At 66.5% G+C, this 15,825-nt stretch carries 20 protein-coding genes, 1 tRNA gene and 1 other RNA gene; 12 read left to right on the forward strand and 10 right to left on the reverse strand.

Annotation, left to right across the window (positions count from 1 at the left end):
• Positions 1-165: 165 nt before the first annotated feature.
• The 5 genes from OC159_RS03785 to OC159_RS03805 all read left to right on the forward strand — a co-directional run bounded on the left by OC159_RS03785 (position 166) and on the right by OC159_RS03805 (position 2,859).
• On the forward strand, positions 166-513 hold the full coding sequence (locus OC159_RS03785) for an AtpZ/AtpI family protein (protein ID WP_265499819.1): 348 nt from the start codon (positions 166-168) through the stop codon (positions 511-513).
• Between the two features lie 2 nt (positions 514-515).
• On the forward strand, positions 516-1,265 hold the full coding sequence (locus OC159_RS03790) for a F0F1 ATP synthase subunit A (protein ID WP_265499820.1): 750 nt from the start codon (positions 516-518) through the stop codon (positions 1,263-1,265).
• A gap of 83 nt (positions 1,266-1,348) precedes the next feature.
• Positions 1,349-1,585, forward strand: coding sequence for a F0F1 ATP synthase subunit C (locus OC159_RS03795; protein ID WP_167621732.1), 237 nt, complete (start codon positions 1,349-1,351; stop codon positions 1,583-1,585).
• A 75-nt stretch (positions 1,586-1,660) separates the two neighbouring features.
• Positions 1,661-2,299 (forward strand): F0F1 ATP synthase subunit B', encoded by a 639-nt coding sequence (locus OC159_RS03800; protein ID WP_265499821.1) that lies wholly within the window; start codon positions 1,661-1,663, stop codon positions 2,297-2,299.
• A complete protein-coding gene (locus OC159_RS03805) occupies positions 2,296-2,859 on the forward strand; it encodes a F0F1 ATP synthase subunit B (protein ID WP_265499822.1) in 564 nt (187 codons plus the stop codon). Before OC159_RS03800 ends, OC159_RS03805 begins: the two co-directional genes overlap by 4 nt.
• A 207-nt stretch (positions 2,860-3,066) precedes the next feature.
• Here OC159_RS03805 and OC159_RS03810 read toward each other — a convergent pair whose 3' ends face one another.
• Entirely contained in the window at positions 3,067-3,834 is a 768-nt protein-coding gene (locus tag OC159_RS03810; RefSeq protein WP_265499823.1) for a FadR/GntR family transcriptional regulator, read from the reverse strand.
• Positions 3,835-3,898: 64 nt separating this feature from the next.
• Positions 3,899-4,582, reverse strand: coding sequence for an OmpA family protein (locus OC159_RS03815; RefSeq protein ID WP_265499824.1), 684 nt, complete (start codon positions 4,580-4,582; stop codon positions 3,899-3,901).
• Positions 4,583-4,785: 203 nt separating this feature from the next.
• On the opposite strand from OC159_RS03815, the gene nth reads away from it, so the two are divergent.
• From nth to OC159_RS03840, 5 genes are all read left to right on the forward strand, one after another.
• Positions 4,786-5,448 (forward strand): endonuclease III, encoded by a 663-nt coding sequence (nth, locus tag OC159_RS03820; RefSeq protein WP_265499825.1) that lies wholly within the window; start codon positions 4,786-4,788, stop codon positions 5,446-5,448.
• Positions 5,445-6,458, forward strand: a complete 1,014-nt coding sequence (locus OC159_RS03825) for an adenosine kinase (protein WP_265499826.1) — start codon at positions 5,445-5,447, stop codon at positions 6,456-6,458. The genes nth and OC159_RS03825 overlap by 4 nt, the downstream gene beginning before the upstream one ends.
• 164 nt (positions 6,459-6,622) lie before the next feature.
• The gene (gene fabF, locus OC159_RS03830) at positions 6,623-7,885 is read left to right on the forward strand and encodes a beta-ketoacyl-ACP synthase II (protein WP_265499827.1); all 1,263 of its coding nucleotides are present in this window, start codon (positions 6,623-6,625) and stop codon (positions 7,883-7,885) included.
• Positions 7,885-9,066, forward strand: coding sequence for an endolytic transglycosylase MltG (gene mltG / locus OC159_RS03835; protein WP_265499845.1), 1,182 nt, complete (start codon positions 7,885-7,887; stop codon positions 9,064-9,066). The genes fabF and mltG overlap by 1 nt, the downstream gene beginning before the upstream one ends.
• Before the next feature lie 86 nt (positions 9,067-9,152).
• A complete protein-coding gene (locus OC159_RS03840) occupies positions 9,153-9,605 on the forward strand; it encodes a hypothetical protein (protein ID WP_265499828.1) in 453 nt (150 codons plus the stop codon).
• Positions 9,606-9,633: 28 nt separating this feature from the next.
• Here OC159_RS03840 and rnpB read toward each other — a convergent pair.
• From rnpB to gatC, 5 genes are all read right to left on the reverse strand, one after another.
• Positions 9,634-10,023, reverse strand: an RNA gene (gene rnpB / locus OC159_RS03845) — RNase P RNA component class A.
• 33 nt (positions 10,024-10,056) lie between these two features.
• Complete coding sequence (locus OC159_RS03850) at positions 10,057-10,755, reverse strand: N-acetylmuramoyl-L-alanine amidase (protein WP_265499829.1); 699 nt, start codon at positions 10,753-10,755, stop codon at positions 10,057-10,059.
• Positions 10,752-11,090, reverse strand: a complete 339-nt coding sequence (locus OC159_RS03855; protein ID WP_265499830.1) for a hypothetical protein — start codon at positions 11,088-11,090, stop codon at positions 10,752-10,754. Before OC159_RS03855 ends, OC159_RS03850 begins: the two co-directional genes overlap by 4 nt.
• A gap of 29 nt (positions 11,091-11,119) precedes the next feature.
• On the reverse strand, positions 11,120-12,604 hold the full coding sequence (gene gatA / locus OC159_RS03860) for an Asp-tRNA(Asn)/Glu-tRNA(Gln) amidotransferase subunit GatA (protein WP_265499831.1): 1,485 nt from the start codon (positions 12,602-12,604) through the stop codon (positions 11,120-11,122).
• Complete coding sequence (gene gatC, locus OC159_RS03865; protein ID WP_265499832.1) at positions 12,601-12,888, reverse strand: Asp-tRNA(Asn)/Glu-tRNA(Gln) amidotransferase subunit GatC; 288 nt, start codon at positions 12,886-12,888, stop codon at positions 12,601-12,603. The genes gatA and gatC overlap by 4 nt, the downstream gene beginning before the upstream one ends.
• 292 nt (positions 12,889-13,180) lie before the next feature.
• On the opposite strand from gatC, the gene OC159_RS03870 reads away from it, so the two are divergent.
• Positions 13,181-13,255, forward strand: a tRNA-Glu gene (locus tag OC159_RS03870).
• Between the two features lie 54 nt (positions 13,256-13,309).
• On the opposite strand, the gene OC159_RS03875 is transcribed toward OC159_RS03870, so the two are convergent.
• The 3 genes from OC159_RS03875 to OC159_RS03885 form a co-directional block, all read right to left on the reverse strand.
• The gene (locus tag OC159_RS03875; RefSeq protein WP_265499833.1) at positions 13,310-13,750 is read right to left on the reverse strand and encodes a tyrosine-type recombinase/integrase; all 441 of its coding nucleotides are present in this window, start codon (positions 13,748-13,750) and stop codon (positions 13,310-13,312) included.
• Positions 13,722-14,000, reverse strand: a complete 279-nt coding sequence (locus OC159_RS03880; RefSeq protein WP_265499834.1) for a hypothetical protein — start codon at positions 13,998-14,000, stop codon at positions 13,722-13,724. The genes OC159_RS03875 and OC159_RS03880 overlap by 29 nt, the downstream gene beginning before the upstream one ends.
• A 204-nt stretch (positions 14,001-14,204) precedes the next feature.
• Positions 14,205-14,471: a hypothetical protein gene (locus OC159_RS03885; RefSeq protein WP_265499835.1), complete on the reverse strand. Its 267-nt coding sequence runs from the start codon at positions 14,469-14,471 to the stop codon at positions 14,205-14,207.
• Positions 14,472-14,776: 305 nt separating this feature from the next.
• On the opposite strand from OC159_RS03885, the gene OC159_RS03890 reads away from it, so the two are divergent.
• Positions 14,777-15,664 carry a hypothetical protein gene (locus OC159_RS03890; RefSeq protein ID WP_265499836.1) on the forward strand — a complete coding sequence of 296 codons (888 nt, stop codon included), beginning with the start codon at positions 14,777-14,779 and terminating at the stop codon, positions 15,662-15,664.
• The last annotated feature ends 161 nt before the right edge of the window (positions 15,665-15,825 follow it).

Raw genomic sequence — 15,825 nt, forward strand, 5'->3', positions numbered from 1 at the left:
GGACGGTTGAATGATGCAGGAGGCGCCGGGTGAATGCAACCCGCGGCAGCGAAAGCGGAATTTCGCAAATAGCCGTAATTACAATAGGTTGAGCGGCGGCCGCGTTTGCTTGACTTGACCGGCGCTTGCCCCTAGACAGCGCCCAACGATGACGGGGGCGTGAGAATGGCCGGTGGGCCCCAGGACGACGCGGACAGGGCAGCGGATGCCGCCCGGCTGCGCGCGCTGGAGGCGAAGCTGGCCGAGAAGGCGCCCAAGCCCAAGGGTCCGAACCCGATGGGCAAGTACGAACAGGCGAACCTCGCCTGGCGCATGGTGATCGAGCTTGTGGCCGGCCTCGGGCTGGGTTTCGCGATCGGTTACGGGCTGGACTATCTGCTGGGCACGACGCCCATTCTGATGGTCGTGTTTATCTTCCTCGGCCTCGCGGCCGGCATCAAGTCCTTGATGCGCACCGCGTCCGAGCTTGACAGGAAATCCGGCGAAACGCCGGAAAGTGACGAGAGGGATTGATCGTGGCGACGGAAGCGACTGGCGGCGGCCTTGAATTCCATCCGATGGACCAGTTCGTGGTCTCGCCGCTGTTCGGCGCCGGAGAGGTGCACTGGTACACGCCGACCAACGTCACGCTATGGCTGGCGCTGACGGCGCTGGCGTCCATCGCTCTGCTGGTGCTTGGCACCCGTGGCCGCGCCATTGTCCCGAACCGCGCGCAGTCCATGGCCGAGATGGCCTACGGCCTCGTTCACAAGATGATCGAGGACATCGCCGGCAAGGACGGCCTGCAGTACTTCCCCTATGTCCTGACGCTGTTCATGTTCGTGGTCTTCGCGAACCTGCTGGGCCTCATCCCGATGGCCTTCACCGTCACCTCGCACATCGCCGTCACCGGCGTTCTGGCGCTGGCCGTGTTCTTCGGCGTCACGATCATCGGCTTCGTGAAGAACGGCGCGCATTTCCTGGATCTCTTCTGGGTCCGCTCGGCCCCGCTGGCCGTGCGTCCGATCCTGGCCGTGATCGAGGTCATCAGCTATTTCGTGCGCCCGCTGAGCCTGTCCATCCGACTGGCCGGCAACATGATTGCGGGCCACGCCGTCATCAAGGTCTTCGCGGGCTTCGCGGCCATCGCCGCCGTCGCCCCTGTCGCCATCATCGCGGTTGTCGGGATGTATGCCTTCGAGGTGCTCGTCGCCTTCGTGCAGGCCTATGTCTTCACCATCCTGACCTGCGTCTACCTCAAGGACGCGCTGCACCCGTCGCACTGACGGCAGGGCCAGCGCCCCGGGCGGTCCCCTGCCGGGACCGCGTCACCAAGATCGCCAATCTTCCAACCGCAAGGAGAAATACCATGGAAGGCAATATCGGAGAACTGGGCCAGTACATCGGCGTCGGTCTGACCGCGTTCGGCATGGGCTTTGCCGCCCTCGGTGTGGGCAACGTTGCCGGCAACTTCCTGTCGGGCGCCCTGCGCAACCCGTCGGCCGCCGCCGGCCAGACCGCCACGCTGTTCATCGGCATGGCCTTTGCGGAAGCCTTGGGGATCTTCTCGTTCCTCGTCGCGCTTCTGCTGATGTTCGCGGTCTGATCCCTCGCCATCCTTGCGGCGGGGTGGGGGCCTGACCCCCACCCCATCGTTCGTTCAAAGGCCATGGGGTAGGATATGTTCAGCCTGTTGCAAGAGGCCGCCACCACCGCGGTCGAAACCACTGAGGGCGTGGCCGTCGTTGTCGACGAGACCCATGCCGCCGGCGCTCACGTGCCGACCCCCGGGGTCGAGCTTGTGGGACATGCCGAAGAAGCCGCGGGCCTTCCGCAGCTGGATATAGCCACCTTCGGCAACCAGATCTTCTGGCTGGTCGTCACGCTGGTGGTTCTCTATCTCGTGCTGTCGCGCGTGGCTCTGCCCCGGATCGCGGCGGTGCTGTCGGACCGCCAGGGCGCCGTCACAGGTGATCTGATGGCCGCAGAAGAATTCAAGCACAAGGCGCGCGAGGCCGAGGCCGCCTATGACAAGGCGCTGGCCGATGCCCGCCACGAGGCGCAGGCCATCGTCGCGCAGAACCGCGCCGAGATCCAGGCACAGCTGGACGCGGCGATCGCCAAGGCCGATGCCGAGATTGCCGCCCGCACCGCAGAATCCGAAACGCGCATCCGCGAAATCCGCGCCTCGGCCGAGACCGACGCGCGTCAGGTGGCCCGCGATGTCACGGCAGAACTGGTCACCGCCTTCGGCGGCAGGACCGACGATGCTGCGGTGGGCGCCGCCGTCGATGGCCGCATGAAAGGGGCGCTGCAATGAACCGCGTGATCGCAATCGCCGCCACGACCCTGTTGGCGGCAGGACCTGCCGCCGCGGCGACCGGCCCCTTCTTCTCGCTGCGCAACACGAACTTCATCGTGCTGCTGGCCTTCATCGCCTTCATCGCGATCCTGGTCTATTACCGCGTCCCCGCGATGCTGGGCGGGCTGCTGGACAAGCGCGCGGACGCCATCCGTGGCGATCTGGACGAGGCCCGGCGCCTGCGCGAGGAAGCGCAGGAGATCTATGCGAGCTATGAGCGCCGCCAGCGCGAGGTGAAGACCCAGGCCGAGCAGATCGTCGCTAACGCCAAGCGCGAAGCCGAGGCCCAGGCCGCGAAGGCGCGCCAAGACCTGGACAAATCCATCGAGCGTCGTCTGCAGGCCGCGCAGGACCAGATCGGCAGCGCCGAGAACGACGCCGTCCGCGCCGTCCGTGACCGTGCGGTCCAGACTGCCGTGGCTGCGGCCTCGGAAATCCTCGCGGCTCAGGTTCGCGCAGGCCAGCGCTCGGCCGGGATCGATGAAGCGATCGAAGACGTGGCACGTCGGCTGAACTGACCGCACGTACCCGTCGCCATGACGGCCCCGACGCGTTCTGCGCCGGGGCCTTTTTTGTTCAGGCTATGCGTAGGTTTGTTCATCCCGGCAGCGATCGTCTGGCCGATCAGCACTGGCATTGACAATCTGATCGCCTTGCGGTGCCCGCTGTGGAGGCTTGGAGGCTTGGAGGCTTGGAGGCTTGACGGTCCGGCTGCAGTCCGCGCCTCAGGGTTCAGCGCGGTTTCGCAAGCGCAAACCCGCAACGGTGGCCTGATCGTCGGTGCGTCGCTGTAGGGCGAGGCTGCTGGCCACCAGGTCGAGGTGATCCTCCAGCGCCGCGCGGGCTCGTTGCCCATCGCGGGCCTGGAGCGCGTCGTTGATCGCGCGGTGCTGGTCCAGGATCCGGTGGCGAAGATCGGCGTTTGCGAAGATTCGGGCGCGGTTGAACAGCATCCCCTGGCGCAGCAGATCCTGCATCGCGCGCATCATGTGCAGCGCGATCAGGTTGTGGCTTGCCTCGACGATGGCCATGTGAAAATCCGCGTCCAGGGCGGCCTCGGCCTCGGGATCGGCCTGACCAGTGGCCTGCACCATCGCCTGCACGATCCGGTCAAGGACCTCGAGATCCGTCGGACCCGCCGCCTGCGCCGCGCGTTCCGCCGCAAGTCCTTCAAGGTCCTTGCGAAAGGTCAGGAAGTCGTCGGCCGCTTGCGGATGGCGCGCGATCAGCCGCACGAGCGCGGGCGAAAAGGCGCTGCCAAGGACTTCGGCCACGAAGACGCCCGCCCCCGCGCGGGTGACCAGCAGGCCATCTGCCTGCATCGCTGCCAGCGCCTCGCGCAGCGAAGGGCGGCTGACGCCCATCCGGTCGGCGAGCTCGCGTTCGCCTGGCAGGCGTTCGCCCGGGCGCAGGACGCCCTGCAGGATCAGGGTTTCGATCTGGCGGATGACGGCGTCGGACAGGCGGGCGGCCTCGATCTTCTCGAACGGCATGGGAGGGTCCCCAAGGAAAAGGGCCGGGCATGGCGGCCCGGCCCTGTCTGGATCATGACGACGATTACTGCGTCGGACGGATGATGATCTCGACCCGGCGGTTCTGGGCGCGGCCCTGTATCGTGTCGTTCGAGGCGATCGGCTGCGTCTGCCCGCGACCCACAGCGACGAGACGGTTCGACGACACGCCCGCGGCGGCCAGGATGCCGGCGACGGACTGTGCGCGGCGCTGCGACAGGTCCTGGTTATAGGCGGCGGTGCCGGTGCTGTCGGTGTGTCCGATGACCTCGACGCGGCTGTTCGGATACTGGTTCAGGTTCCGCGCCACGGCGTAGAGGTCGGACTGCGCCGGACCCGAAACGGCGGCCGAGTCGGTGGCAAACAGGATGCCTTCGGGCAGGATCACCTGCAGGTAGCTGCCATGGTTCACGATCTGGACGTTCGGGTTCGAGATCGACTGTTCCAGCGCAGCGGCCTGGCGGTCCAGGATGTTGCCGGCGACCGCACCGGCAGCGGCACCCAGGATCGCCCCGCGGGCGGCGTCGCGACCTTGGTTGTTGCTGTCGCTGTCCCGCGTCGCGCCGTACAATGCGCCGACGGCGGCACCGGCCAAGGCGCCCTGCTGTGTGCGGCTCATCCCCGAGGCGGGGGCGGCGGTGGGCGAGGTTCCGGTCATTGACGGGTCGGCGCAGGCGCCAAGGATCATCAGGCCTGAAACTGCAAGAACGGTCGTGCGGCGGAGTGTCATCGATCTCCCTTTCCTTGTCGCGGGCGGGACGATGCGCCGCGCCCGATTACCATGGCGGCCCTGATTCCGGGCGCGCTTTCAACGCGTGGCAAGCTGTCGCAGTTCCCTGGGGAAGGGAAGTCACTGTTTCGTCACGGCTTCCGGACTGCCGGGTCGCCGCCCGGGTTGCAATGCCGGCTTGGTGAGGTCAAAAGCAGACTGCCATGGCCATCCAGAAACGTCTGCCCCCTGCGCTGCCCTTCGCCACTCAGGTCGAGATCTTCTCGCGCCTGGCCGAGGGCAATCCGGAGCCCGAGACCGAGCTGGAGTTCGTGAACCCGTTCACACTTGTCGTGGCCGTCGCGCTGTCGGCGCAGGCAACCGACGTCGGCGTGAACAAGGCCACGCGCGGGCTGTTCGCGGTGGCCGACACGCCGCAAAGGATGCTGGCCCTGGGTCTCGAGGGTGTCACCGAGTATATCAAGACGATCGGGTTGTTCCGGCAGAAGGCCAGGAACGTGATCGCGCTGTCGCGCATCCTGGTCGAGGAGTTCGGTGGCGACGTCCCCGACAGCCGCGCCGCCCTGATGAGCCTGCCCGGCGTGGGTCGCAAGACTGCGAACGTGGTCCTGTCCTGCGCCTTCGGGCATCCGGCGCAAGCCGTCGACACGCATATCTTCCGCGTCGGCAACCGGACCCGCGTCGCCCCCGGCCGCGACGTCGACGAGGTAGAGCGCGCGATCGAGGACAACGTGCCCGCCCGTTTCCAGACGCATGCGCATCACTGGCTGATCCTGCATGGCCGCTATATCTGCCAGGCGCGAAAGCCCCGCTGCGGGATCTGCCCAATCTGCGACCTGTGCCCGTATGAGGAGAAGACCGCATGAGCGACCCCTATGTGATCGGGATCGGCAATGCCGTGATGGACATCATCGCGCCGACCGAGGAGGCCCGGCTGGAGAGCCTGGGCATCACCAAGGGCATCATGCAACTGGTGGACCGCGAGCGGTCGGAGTTCCTGATGGCGGCGCAGGCCGACGACCACTCGACCAGGCGCGACCAGGCGCGGATGATTGCGGGCGGCAGCGTGGCGAACACGCTGGCGGGGATCGGCAAGCTGGGGATCCGGACGGCATTCATCGGCTGCGTGGCGGACGACGAGATCGGGCGGCTCTATGCCAGCCAGACGGAAGGGGCGGGAACGCGGTTCGTCAATGCGCCGGTCGCGGGGGCGGGTCTGCCCAGTTCGCGCACGATCATCTTCGTGACGCCCGATGGCGAGCGGTCGATGAACACCTACCTTGGCATCTCGGCGGAGCTGGGGCCGGCCGAGGTCGATCCGGGCGTCTTCGATGGGGCGGGCTGGCTGTTCCTGGAGGGCTACCTGTTCGACAAGCCGAAGGGGAAGGAGGCCTTCCTGAAGGCTGCCGACCAGATCCACCGGGTGGGGGGGCAGGCGGGGATCGCGCTGTCGGATCCGTTCTGCGTGGACCGGCATCGCGACGACTTTCGGCGGCTGGTGGCGGGGCAGATGGACTATGTCATCGGCAACATCCACGAGTGGCAGTCGCTCTATCAGGTCGAGGACCTGGAGGAGGCGCTGCGGCTGGCGGCGGCCGATTGCGGGACGGTGATCTGCACGCGGTCAGGCGAGGATGCGGTCCTGATCCGCGGGGGCGAGCGGGTAACGGCGCCGGTCCACCGGATCGTACCGGTCGATGCGACGGGAGCGGGCGATCAGTTTGCTGCCGGCCTGATCTTCGGCCTGGCACAAGGGCTGCCGCTGGAGGTGGCGGGCCGCATGGGGTGCATAGCGGCCGCCGAGGTGATCGCCCATGTCGGCGCACGCCCCGAGACCGACCTGCGGCCGGCGTTCCGGGACGAGGGGCTGATCTAGGCTTGCGTCCCGCGACGGCCGGGGGGCCGGCCCCCGGACCCCCCGCTGACGACACCTGCGGCAGCGTCCCGCCCGAACAGCGCCGGTCGCGGTTTCGTGGCGTTGCGTGAAACGTAACGCCCGTGTATCACCGCAAAAAACGCGAGCAGCTGAAGGAAACGCCAATGCGCAGGGTTGTTATCACCGGAATGGGGATGGTCACGCCTCTGGCCTCGGGCGTCGAGACGACGTGGGAACGGCTTCTGGCCGGGCAATCCGGCGCAGGGCCGATCACGCGCTTTGATTCCAAGGACGTGGTGACGAAGTATGCCTGCGAGATCCCCTTCGGCGATGGCAGCGACGGCACCTTCAACCCCGACGACTGGATGGAGCCGAAGGACCGCCGAAAGGTGGACGACTTCATCCTCTATGGCGTCGCAGCGGCGCATCAGGCGGTGACGGATGCGGGCTGGCTGCCCGAAGACGAGGAAGGCCGGTTGCGCACCGGCGTGATGATCGGGTCGGGGATCGGCGGGCTGAGCTCGATCGCGGATACGGCGGTGCTGATCAAGGAGCGGGGACCTAAGCGGGTGTCGCCGTTCTTCATTCCGGGCGCCCTGATCAACCTGATCTCGGGTCAGGTGTCGATCCGCTATGGCTTCAAGGGGCCGAACCACGCGGTGGTGACGGCCTGTTCGACGGGCGCGCATGCCATCGGGGACGCGGCCCGCCTGATCAGGTACGGCGATGCCGACGTGATGATTGCGGGCGGTGCGGAAAGCCCGATCAGCGAGATCGGGATCGCGGGCTTCAACGCGTGCAAGGCGCTGTCCACCAAGCGCGCCGACGATCCCGCGGCGGCCAGCCGGCCCTATGACGCCGACCGCGACGGCTTCGTCATGGGCGAGGGCGCGGGCGTGGTCGTGCTGGAGGAGTACGAGCACGCCAAGGCGCGCGGCGCGAAAATCTATGCCGAGGTGCTGGGTTACGCGCTGTCGGGTGACGCCTACCACATCACCGCACCGTCCGAGGACGGCAACGGCGGCTATCGCGCGATGGAAGCGGCGCTGCGTTCGGCGGGGCTGGAGGCCCATCAACTCGACTATATCAACGCGCACGGCACCAGCACCATGGCCGACACGATCGAACTGGGCGCAGTGGAGCGGCTGTTGGGCGATCATGCGTCGAATGCGGTGATGTCGTCAACGAAATCCAGTATCGGGCACCTTTTGGGCGCTGCGGGCGCGGTCGAGGCGATCTTCTGCGCCCTCGCGATCCGCGACCAGATCTGCCCGCCGACGATCAACCTGGACAACCCGGCGGTCGAGCCGAAGCTGGACCTGGCCGCGAATGCGGCCGTGCGCCGGAAGGTCGACGTGGCGCTGTCCAACAGCTTCGGCTTCGGCGGCACCAATGCCTGCCTGATCCTGGGACGGGTCGCGGAATGATCTGGCGCAACATCGCCTCGAACTTCCTGACGCTGTTAATCGTGCTGCTGATCGTCGCGGCCGCCGCCGTGGCCTGGGCCAAGCGCGAATTCACCGGACCGGGGCCGAGCGCGGTGGCGCAATGTGTGCAGATCGCGCCGGGCGCCAGCCTGAACGCGGTCAGCAACCGGCTGGCCGAGCAGGGGGCGATTTCGAACGCCTATATCTTCCGGGCGGGCGCTGACATGATGGGCAAGGCGCGCGACCTGAAGTTCGGAAGCTTCCTGGTCGAACCGGGCACTAGCATGGAGGGCATTGTCGACACGGTGACCGCCGGCGGGCCATCGACCTGCGGAACCGAGGTGGTGGTGCGCGTCGGCGTGCGGCAGAACACGATCCTGCTGCGGGACATGAACCCCGAGACCGGAGCCTACGAGGAGATGGCGCGGTTCGATCCCGCCATCGAGGAGGCGCCGGAGGAGATCTCTGCGGCGCAGGAGTTGGCCGACGTGCGCCTGTCACTGGTCATGGCCGAGGGTGTCACCAGTTGGCAGGTGGTCGAAGCCCTGCAGGCGGCCGACTTCCTGGTCGGTGAAGTCGACGACATCCCTACCGAGGGCAGCCTGGCACCGGACACGTATCAGCTGTCGAAAGGCGGCAATCGCAACGAGATCCTGGCACAGATGACCGCCCGGCAGGACGAGATCCTGGCCGAGGAATGGGAAGCGCGCCCGTTCGGTCTGCCCTACGAGACGCCGGAGGAGGCGCTGATCATGGCCTCGATCGTGGAAAAGGAAACCGGCGTGGCCGGCGAGCGGCCCCAGGTCGCCAGCGTCTTCGTGAACCGGTTGCGGCAGGGCATGCGCCTGCAGACCGACCCGACGGTGATCTATGGCGTCACGAACGGGCAGGGCATCCTCGACCGCGGGCTGCGGCGGTCCGAACTGGACGAGGACACGCCCTACAACACCTATCGCATCGACGGCCTGCCGCCGACGCCGATCGCGAACCCGGGGCGGGCGGCGATCAATGCCGCGCTGAACCCGGACGAGACCGACTACCTTTACTTCGTCGCCGACGGCAGCGGGGGCCATGCCTTCAACCGGACGCTGGAGGAGCATAACGCCGCCGTCGCCCGCTGGCGCGAGATCGAGGCGCAGCGTGGCCTGCCGACCGACAGCCCGGTGCAGACCGGCGGCTGAGTCGCAGGCCGTTTGACAAACAGGGCCCCCGGACGCAGGCTTGCGTCCGGGGGCCTTTTTCATGGCCCGATCAGTGGGAGAACGCCATGATGAAACTGTCCGACATGCTGAACACCCTGGCCGAGAACACCCGGACCTTCGAGGAGCGGATGGAGGAATGGCAGGTCGCCATGAGCCGTAACAACGAAGAGGCGCTGGAGCAGGCTCGCCAATGGCAAGAGACGGCCATGCAGCGGCAGGAAGAGGTCAATCGCCAGATCCGCGCCCACATGGAGGGCGCCAGTGACACGGTCCGCAGCCAGTGGCAGCAGATGCAGACCGCGTGGGAGACCCAGTTCGAGGCAATGACGAAGCAGGGCGAAGAGATGCGCAGCAAGGCCATGTCGATGACCGGCGGTACCGACAGCAAAGGCTTTGCCGATTGGGCCGAGGCCTACGCCGCGCAGATGGTCGCCTTCACCCAGAAGATGCAGGGAGAAGCCGCAAGCGCCATCGCCACGGCCACCGAAGCGCGCGGCAAGAGCGGCAAGAACGTCTGATGATTGCAGGCCTGAATGGGATCGGGAATTGCGCGGAGGGCCTGTAAGCCGGATTTTGTCCACCGCTTGCGCGGCTGGATGACCATTCCTCTGGTCCGGCCGTTACCGGCCGGATCTAGCTGCCTACCCGGATCTGCTGGGGCAAGGCGGCCCTGCGGGCGAACCCGCGCGCGATCCCTATTCGGCATTGCTCCTGGTGGGGCTTGCCATGCGGGGACTGTTGCCAGCCCCCCGGTGGGCTCTTACCCCACCGTTTCACCCTTGCCGGCCCGCGACCCGAAGGTCCGTGGGCAGGCGGTCTGTTCTCTGTGGCGCTTTCCCTGGGGTTGCCCCCGCCGGGCGTTACCCGGCACCATTGCCTCATGGAGTCCGGACTTTCCTCGACGGTCTCGATCGCCGCGGTCATCCAGCCCTCCGCGCTGGGGTCGTATGGCGGGGAAGGTGCCGGGCGTCAAGTGGGGGCGCTGCTGGTCGCCGTTTCTCTGTGGTGATCCACGGACTGCTGCAGAAGGAGATGCGCCAGGCGGCGGTCGCCGGCATCCTCGGGTCCCTCGGCCCAAGGGCGGTGGCGGAGACGGAAGGCCTGCAACCTGTCGGTGGGGTCCGTTGCCCGATAGCCGAGGCGTTCGAGGGCGGGACCAAGCGGTGGCGCTGCATCCGAGGGTCCTGCGCGGTCGAAGAGGGCGAGGCCTTCGCGAGCTAGCCCTTCCCAGTCGAAGCGGGCGCCGGGATCGAACTTGCGACCGGAAGCGAGGTCGGAATGCGCGATGACGCTTTCGGCACCGATCTGCCAGCGGCACATGATCGCCCGCAGAAGGTCGCAAAGCGCCGCCATCTGCGCGGCCGGGAAGGGGCGGTCGCCGGGATTGACCAGCTCAATGCCGATGCTGCGGCTGTTGATATCGTCGGCGCCGTGCCAGCTTCCGGCGCCCGCGTGCCAGGCGCGGCGGCTCTCGGATACCAGCCCCTCGACCCGACCCTGTTCGTCGACCAGCCAGTGCGCGCTGACCTCGGCCACGGGATCGCAAAGCCTTGCGCGGGCCGAGGCGGCGTCGATCATTCCGGTATAGTGCAGCACGATCAGCGAGGGCCGATGGCCGCGCCGGTCGCCGTGGTTCGGGCTGGGAAACCGGCTGGTATCGTCGCTCACGGTGCGGGGACGACGGCGATGGGTTCGGCTGGTTCGGGGCGGGGCGGCGGCACAAGGGTCGGGCCGTCGTCGGCTGGAACCGCGATGCGGCGAAGGCGCATCGTCGGCGGGACCGGAACTGGGTCCATGCCGGCAATCTCGGCCGGCGTCGGCGCCAGCGCCGGACGGGCCACGGGGATGCCCTGAACCGGGTCGCGGCCGGTCAGCAGCGTGACCTCTCGATGGGCGAGGTAATCGCCGTACGGCCTGGAACCGAACTGGTAGTTAGGGTTCCAGCCCTGATGTTCACCGCAGCCGGCCAGTGCCAGCACCCCAATCGCCACCCAGCCACGCATCCTGCCTCCGACATGCCGTTTCGGCGAGGTTACCACCAGCGATCCGGCTTGGCCACAAAACCTGCAGCCTGTTCCAGAACCAGCGCCTGGTTCAGAAGTTCCGCTTCCTCGAAGGGGCGCCCGAACAACTGCAGGCCGACCGGCAGGCCTTGCGCATCCTGACCGACGGGAACAGAGATCCCGGGCAGGCCCGCCAGGTTCAGCGTCACGGTGAACACGTCGTTCAGGTACATCTGCACCGGGTCGCCCTTGTCGACCGAACCCAGCGGGAAGGCGGCCGACGGCGCGGCCGGGGCCAGGATCGCGTCGATGCCTGCGTCGAACGCCTGGTCGAAGTCGCGCTTGATCAGCGCGCGGACCTTGCGGGCGCGGTTGTAATAGGCGTCGTAGAAGCCGGCCGACAGAACATAGGTTCCGATCATGATGCGGCGCTGCACTTCGGGGCCGAAGCCTTGGGCGCGGGTTTTCTCGTACATCTCGGTGATGCCGTCGCCCTGCGAGAGCTTGGCCCGGTGGCCGTAGCGAACCCCGTCATAGCGGGCGAGGTTCGACGACGCCTCGGCCGGGGCGATGACGTAATAGGCGGGCAGGGCGTATTTCGTATGCGGCAGGCTGATGTCGACGATCTCGGCGCCGGCGTCGCGGAGCATATCGGCGCCCTTCCGCCACAGGGCGTCCAGTTCGGCTGGCATGTTGTCGACGCGGTATTCGCGCGGGATGCCGATGCGCTTGCCCCGGATGTCGCCCGTCAGAGCGGCCTCGAAATCGGGAACGGGCAGGTCGACGCAGGTGCTGTCCTGCGGATCGGCCGAGGCCATCGCGCCCAGCATGATCGCGGCGTCGCGGACCGTCCGCGTCATCGGCCCGGCCTGGTCCAGGCTGGAGGCATAGGCGATCACGCCCCAGCGGCTGACCCGGCCATAGGTGGGCTTCAGCCCCACCGTGCCCGTAAAGGCTGCGGGTTGGCGGATCGAGCCGCCCGTATCGGTGCCCGTCGCGCCCAGGCACAAATCGGCCGCCACCGCAGCGGCCGAGCCGCCCGAGCTGCCGCCCGGCGTCAGCTGCGTGCCGTCAGCGCCGCGCCACGGATTGATCGCCGGCCCATAGCAGCTGGTCTCGTTGGTCGAGCCCATGGCGAATTCATCCTGGTTCAGCTTCCCCAGCATGACGGCACCCGCGTCCCACAGGTTGCGAGTCACGGTCGATTCGTATTCGGGGGTAAAGCCTTGCAGGATGCGGCTGCCGGCCTGGCTGGGGACGCCCTTGACGCAGAAGACGTCCTTGATGCCGACAGGGATACCCGTCATGGCCGTGGCGTCGCCCGCCGCGATGCGCGCATCGGCGGCCCGTGCCATGTCACGCGCCATGTCGGGCGTGTGATGGACGAAGGCGTTCAGCGCGCCCGCGCCCTCGATGGCTGCCAGGCAGGCGTCGGTCAATTCTACCGCGGTCACCTCTCCCTTGCGCATGGCATCGCGGGCGGCGGCAATCGTCAGCTTGTTCACGTCGGTCATTCCACCACCTTCGGCACGGCAAAGAACCCCTCGCGCGCGTCGGGCGCGTTCGACAGGACCTGCTCGGGAACGCCACCCGCCGTCACCACATCCTCCCGCCGCTTGAGCCGCATCGGCGTCACACCCGTCATGGGATCGACGCCGTCGACATCGACCTCGTTCAGCTGTTCCATGAAATCCAGAATGCCGCTGAGTTCGCGCGCCAGCGCCGGCAGGGCGGCATCATCGACCGCGATGCGCGCCAGATGCGCGACCTTGCGGGCCTGATCCTCGGTGATCGACATGACGTTTCCTTTCGTTCGGGCGCGGGTCTACAACCGCACGCGCAATGTCGCAAGCGCGCTTGCCCCTGCGGGCCCGCGATCCATCTGGCGCGAACCGGCGGCAGTTCCGGCTATGCCAGCGAGCAAGGCCAGCCGAGGCCGCCGCCAAACGCCCGCAGAACTGCCGGTTTTCCGACGAATCCGCGAGCTGCGGATTTTTTCGAGACAGCCCCATTTTTCCGCTTGCGCCCTCCGGCGGCTTTGCCTAAACACCGCTCACGCCGCCAGGGAAGTCTGGCAGCGGACAGAAAGTGGCCCGTTCGTCTATCGGTTAGGACGTCAGGTTTTCAACCTGAAAAGAGGGGTTCGACTCCCCTACGGGCTGCCACTACTATTTTCATTCCCGACATTTGCTGGCCGAAACGCTCGAAAGTGTATCACTTCATCCGGGTGATACAAGGTTCCTGCCCCGTTCTCTCCCGACCAGACGCCGCATCTGCGCCGCCTTCGTGTAGTGTTCCACCTCTGACAGCGACGTGTGCCCGCCCCATCCCATGATCGCGTGAGATGTGCCGCCGGCCTGCGCGATCTCCGTAAGCCGTGCCTTCCGCAGCCCATGTGCCGAGCGGTCCTTCAGGCCAGTCGCCCGCGCCGCGTCCGCGATCAGATCGCCAAGCCCCTTCACACTGGGGGACTTACTCGCAACCGCTAGGAACGTCTCGCCGGTGCCGGTGATAGCCTGCTTTGCAACTTCCCTCTCATCCTCCCAACCTTCTGCGAACTCGGGCAGAGGATTTGACCACGGCACATAGGCCCGCCCGCCGGTCTTCGACTGCACGAACGTCAGGATGCCATCAGACCTGATGTTCTTCGGCCCGATCATCACGGCGTCGTTCGCGCGCGCAGCGGTCCAAAAGCAGCTCGAACGCGGCCCTTGCTGACGTCACGACAGGCCACCGCGCCCGGAACGTGGCGATTTCGTCGCTGTCCCATGCTGCGAAGCCGATCACCCGCACCGTGCGCCGCTTGACGGTCAGAGCCGGGTTCGGATCGATCTTGGCGGGGGTCAGCAGCGCCCGCCAAACCTTGAGCCGGTCGTTGGCCGGATTGGGGTCTAGCTTGTCCAGATCCATCTCGATGTGATTGGGCTTCACCCCGCGCACGGGAGCGTTCGGATACTTCGCGGCAATGTCTTCGACGTGAGGACGCATCATCCCTTGATAGGTTGCAGACTTGCCCCGGAACCATGCGCTGTTCAGCAGGTCGTGGACGGCAGCGTCGAAGATTGCAGCACCGCGCGATGCAGCCGGCTAGCCGATCGCCGACATCACCGCGACCTAGACCGACGGCGCCCGGGTCATCTGGTTCAGCGCCAATGGCGAACTGGCCGACATCCCGGCCGGGCGCTGGATCACCATCGACATCGAAGCACAGGAGGCAGCCATGCCGGCATAGGCCACCGTCAGCGATGTGATGCAGGATGCGAACTTGGCCCCTGTCGTGGGGCGCAAGGTGATCGCAAGACTCGTGGGTTCCGACTTCTTCGACGAGGCGTGGTGGACAGATGCTTCTTCTTTGAGAACAACATCGCCGTAGGTCTCCAATCTGCAAACAGCCTCGAGGCCACAGGAACATTCTCGTATATCCGTGACTGCGTGGCATTGGGCGCCGGGAATAAACGCTCCTACGACGCCAACGGAGGTGCGTGGGCAGGGGCTATCAATATCGGCCTTGGCCTAAATGGGTGGGGCTCGATCAAGGCGCCCAAGGCTGATCCCGGAGACGCGGACGAAATAGCGGCACGTTTCAGCGGAAACGGCAATCTCGGCACGCCCAGCGGCGCCACGAGCAAGCAATTTGCCAACGATACGGTCGTCTACAAGTGGAGGATCAACCACAACCCCGACCGATGGAACAACAGCAATGTCCTGCCATTCCGGAAGCGGAGCTTGACCAGATCTCGTTCCAGAACTGGGGCGGCCTTCTGATGGGCACGGCCATATCGACGCCGGACTCAACAATCCTGCAGCACATGCGGACGCTGAAGGGGCTGGGCGCGATCACCCTCGATGTCATCCGCTACGTGAAGGAGGGTTTCGGCCAGCCGCTCCCCGAGCGCACCACTCCTGCTAGCCTCGTGTTCACGCCTGACACGGATCAGGAGGGGTTCTGGTACAGCAACCTCTACAACTGGCCGGATCACACCATCCCCGGCACTCATTCCGGCGACACCTTCAATCTCGCCGGCAACTACTGCCGGTTCAATCACGAGACGGTCACCGTTGCCTCCGCGAAGTTTTCGGGAGGCCGAATGGACTACGTCGGCGGCCGTCAGACGATCGGCACGCTTCTGGACGCGGCGAACATCAGCGTTCATCGCGCGGGTCAGGTCTACATCGGATCGTCTGCCTTCCCCCTGAAGATCGGCGCAGTTGCTGGCCGCGTGAAGCTGAACGGCACCTTCACGAACCTGAACGGCCGGTTCATTGGCAAGAGCCAGACGTTGCTGGGCACCAGTGCCACTGTTCCGGCTGGCGAGACGCTGACCCTGAGCGGCACGCGAGTCGAGTTCGGATGGGACGGGCCGACCGGCGGAACGCTCAACATCGAGGGCACGTTGAAGCTGCGCGCCGGGGTGACGCTGCGGGTGACGGATAACTACTACAAGACGGCCGAAGCCAACTCTGGCGAGATCGCGGAACGGTCAGACGGCACCCGGATTGGCATCATCACCGACATGTACGACACGGCGGGCAGGTTGTGTCTCGGACCTGGTGGAAATTGGCTGGCGGCGTGATCTGCAGGTGAACACTCACCCACCCGACCGGCGGCGGCAACGCCAGGGAGATCACGCCATGAAGCAGAATACCGACAGCTCGTCCTTTTCGCTACTGCGTGACGCAAGCGCGTATGATCCGATCGAGGATCGCCTGCGGGCGGATGTCCGCGCCACCATCG

It is taken from the genome of Paracoccus beibuensis (assembly GCF_026162625.1).
Lineage (GTDB): Bacteria > Pseudomonadota > Alphaproteobacteria > Rhodobacterales > Rhodobacteraceae > Paracoccus > Paracoccus beibuensis.

What these genes read in the sequence shown, in the direction of transcription:
- OC159_RS03785 (WP_265499819.1), top strand. Translation starts at nt 166, where the DNA reads ATGGCCGGTGGGCCCCAGGACGACGCGGACAGGGCAGCGGATGCCGCC.
- OC159_RS03795 (WP_167621732.1), top strand. Translation starts at nt 1,349, where the DNA reads ATGGAAGGCAATATCGGAGAACTGGGCCAGTACATCGGCGTCGGTCTG.
- OC159_RS03800 (WP_265499821.1), top strand. Translation starts at nt 1,661, where the DNA reads ATGTTCAGCCTGTTGCAAGAGGCCGCCACCACCGCGGTCGAAACCACT.
- OC159_RS03805 (WP_265499822.1), top strand. Translation starts at nt 2,296, where the DNA reads ATGAACCGCGTGATCGCAATCGCCGCCACGACCCTGTTGGCGGCAGGA.
- OC159_RS03810 (WP_265499823.1), bottom strand. Translation starts at nt 3,834, where the DNA reads ATGCCGTTCGAGAAGATCGAGGCCGCCCGCCTGTCCGACGCCGTCATC.
- OC159_RS03815 (WP_265499824.1), bottom strand. Translation starts at nt 4,582, where the DNA reads ATGACACTCCGCCGCACGACCGTTCTTGCAGTTTCAGGCCTGATGATC.
- nth (WP_265499825.1), top strand. Translation starts at nt 4,786, where the DNA reads ATGGCCATCCAGAAACGTCTGCCCCCTGCGCTGCCCTTCGCCACTCAG.
- OC159_RS03825 (WP_265499826.1), top strand. Translation starts at nt 5,445, where the DNA reads ATGAGCGACCCCTATGTGATCGGGATCGGCAATGCCGTGATGGACATC.
- fabF (WP_265499827.1), top strand. Translation starts at nt 6,623, where the DNA reads ATGCGCAGGGTTGTTATCACCGGAATGGGGATGGTCACGCCTCTGGCC.
- OC159_RS03840 (WP_265499828.1), top strand. Translation starts at nt 9,153, where the DNA reads ATGATGAAACTGTCCGACATGCTGAACACCCTGGCCGAGAACACCCGG.
- OC159_RS03855 (WP_265499830.1), bottom strand. Translation starts at nt 11,090, where the DNA reads ATGCGTGGCTGGGTGGCGATTGGGGTGCTGGCACTGGCCGGCTGCGGT.
- gatA (WP_265499831.1), bottom strand. Translation starts at nt 12,604, where the DNA reads ATGACCGACGTGAACAAGCTGACGATTGCCGCCGCCCGCGATGCCATG.
- gatC (WP_265499832.1), bottom strand. Translation starts at nt 12,888, where the DNA reads ATGTCGATCACCGAGGATCAGGCCCGCAAGGTCGCGCATCTGGCGCGC.
- OC159_RS03875 (WP_265499833.1), bottom strand. Translation starts at nt 13,750, where the DNA reads ATGATCGGGCCGAAGAACATCAGGTCTGATGGCATCCTGACGTTCGTG.
- OC159_RS03880 (WP_265499834.1), bottom strand. Translation starts at nt 14,000, where the DNA reads ATGGATCTGGACAAGCTAGACCCCAATCCGGCCAACGACCGGCTCAAG.
- OC159_RS03890 (WP_265499836.1), top strand. Translation starts at nt 14,777, where the DNA reads ATGGAACAACAGCAATGTCCTGCCATTCCGGAAGCGGAGCTTGACCAG.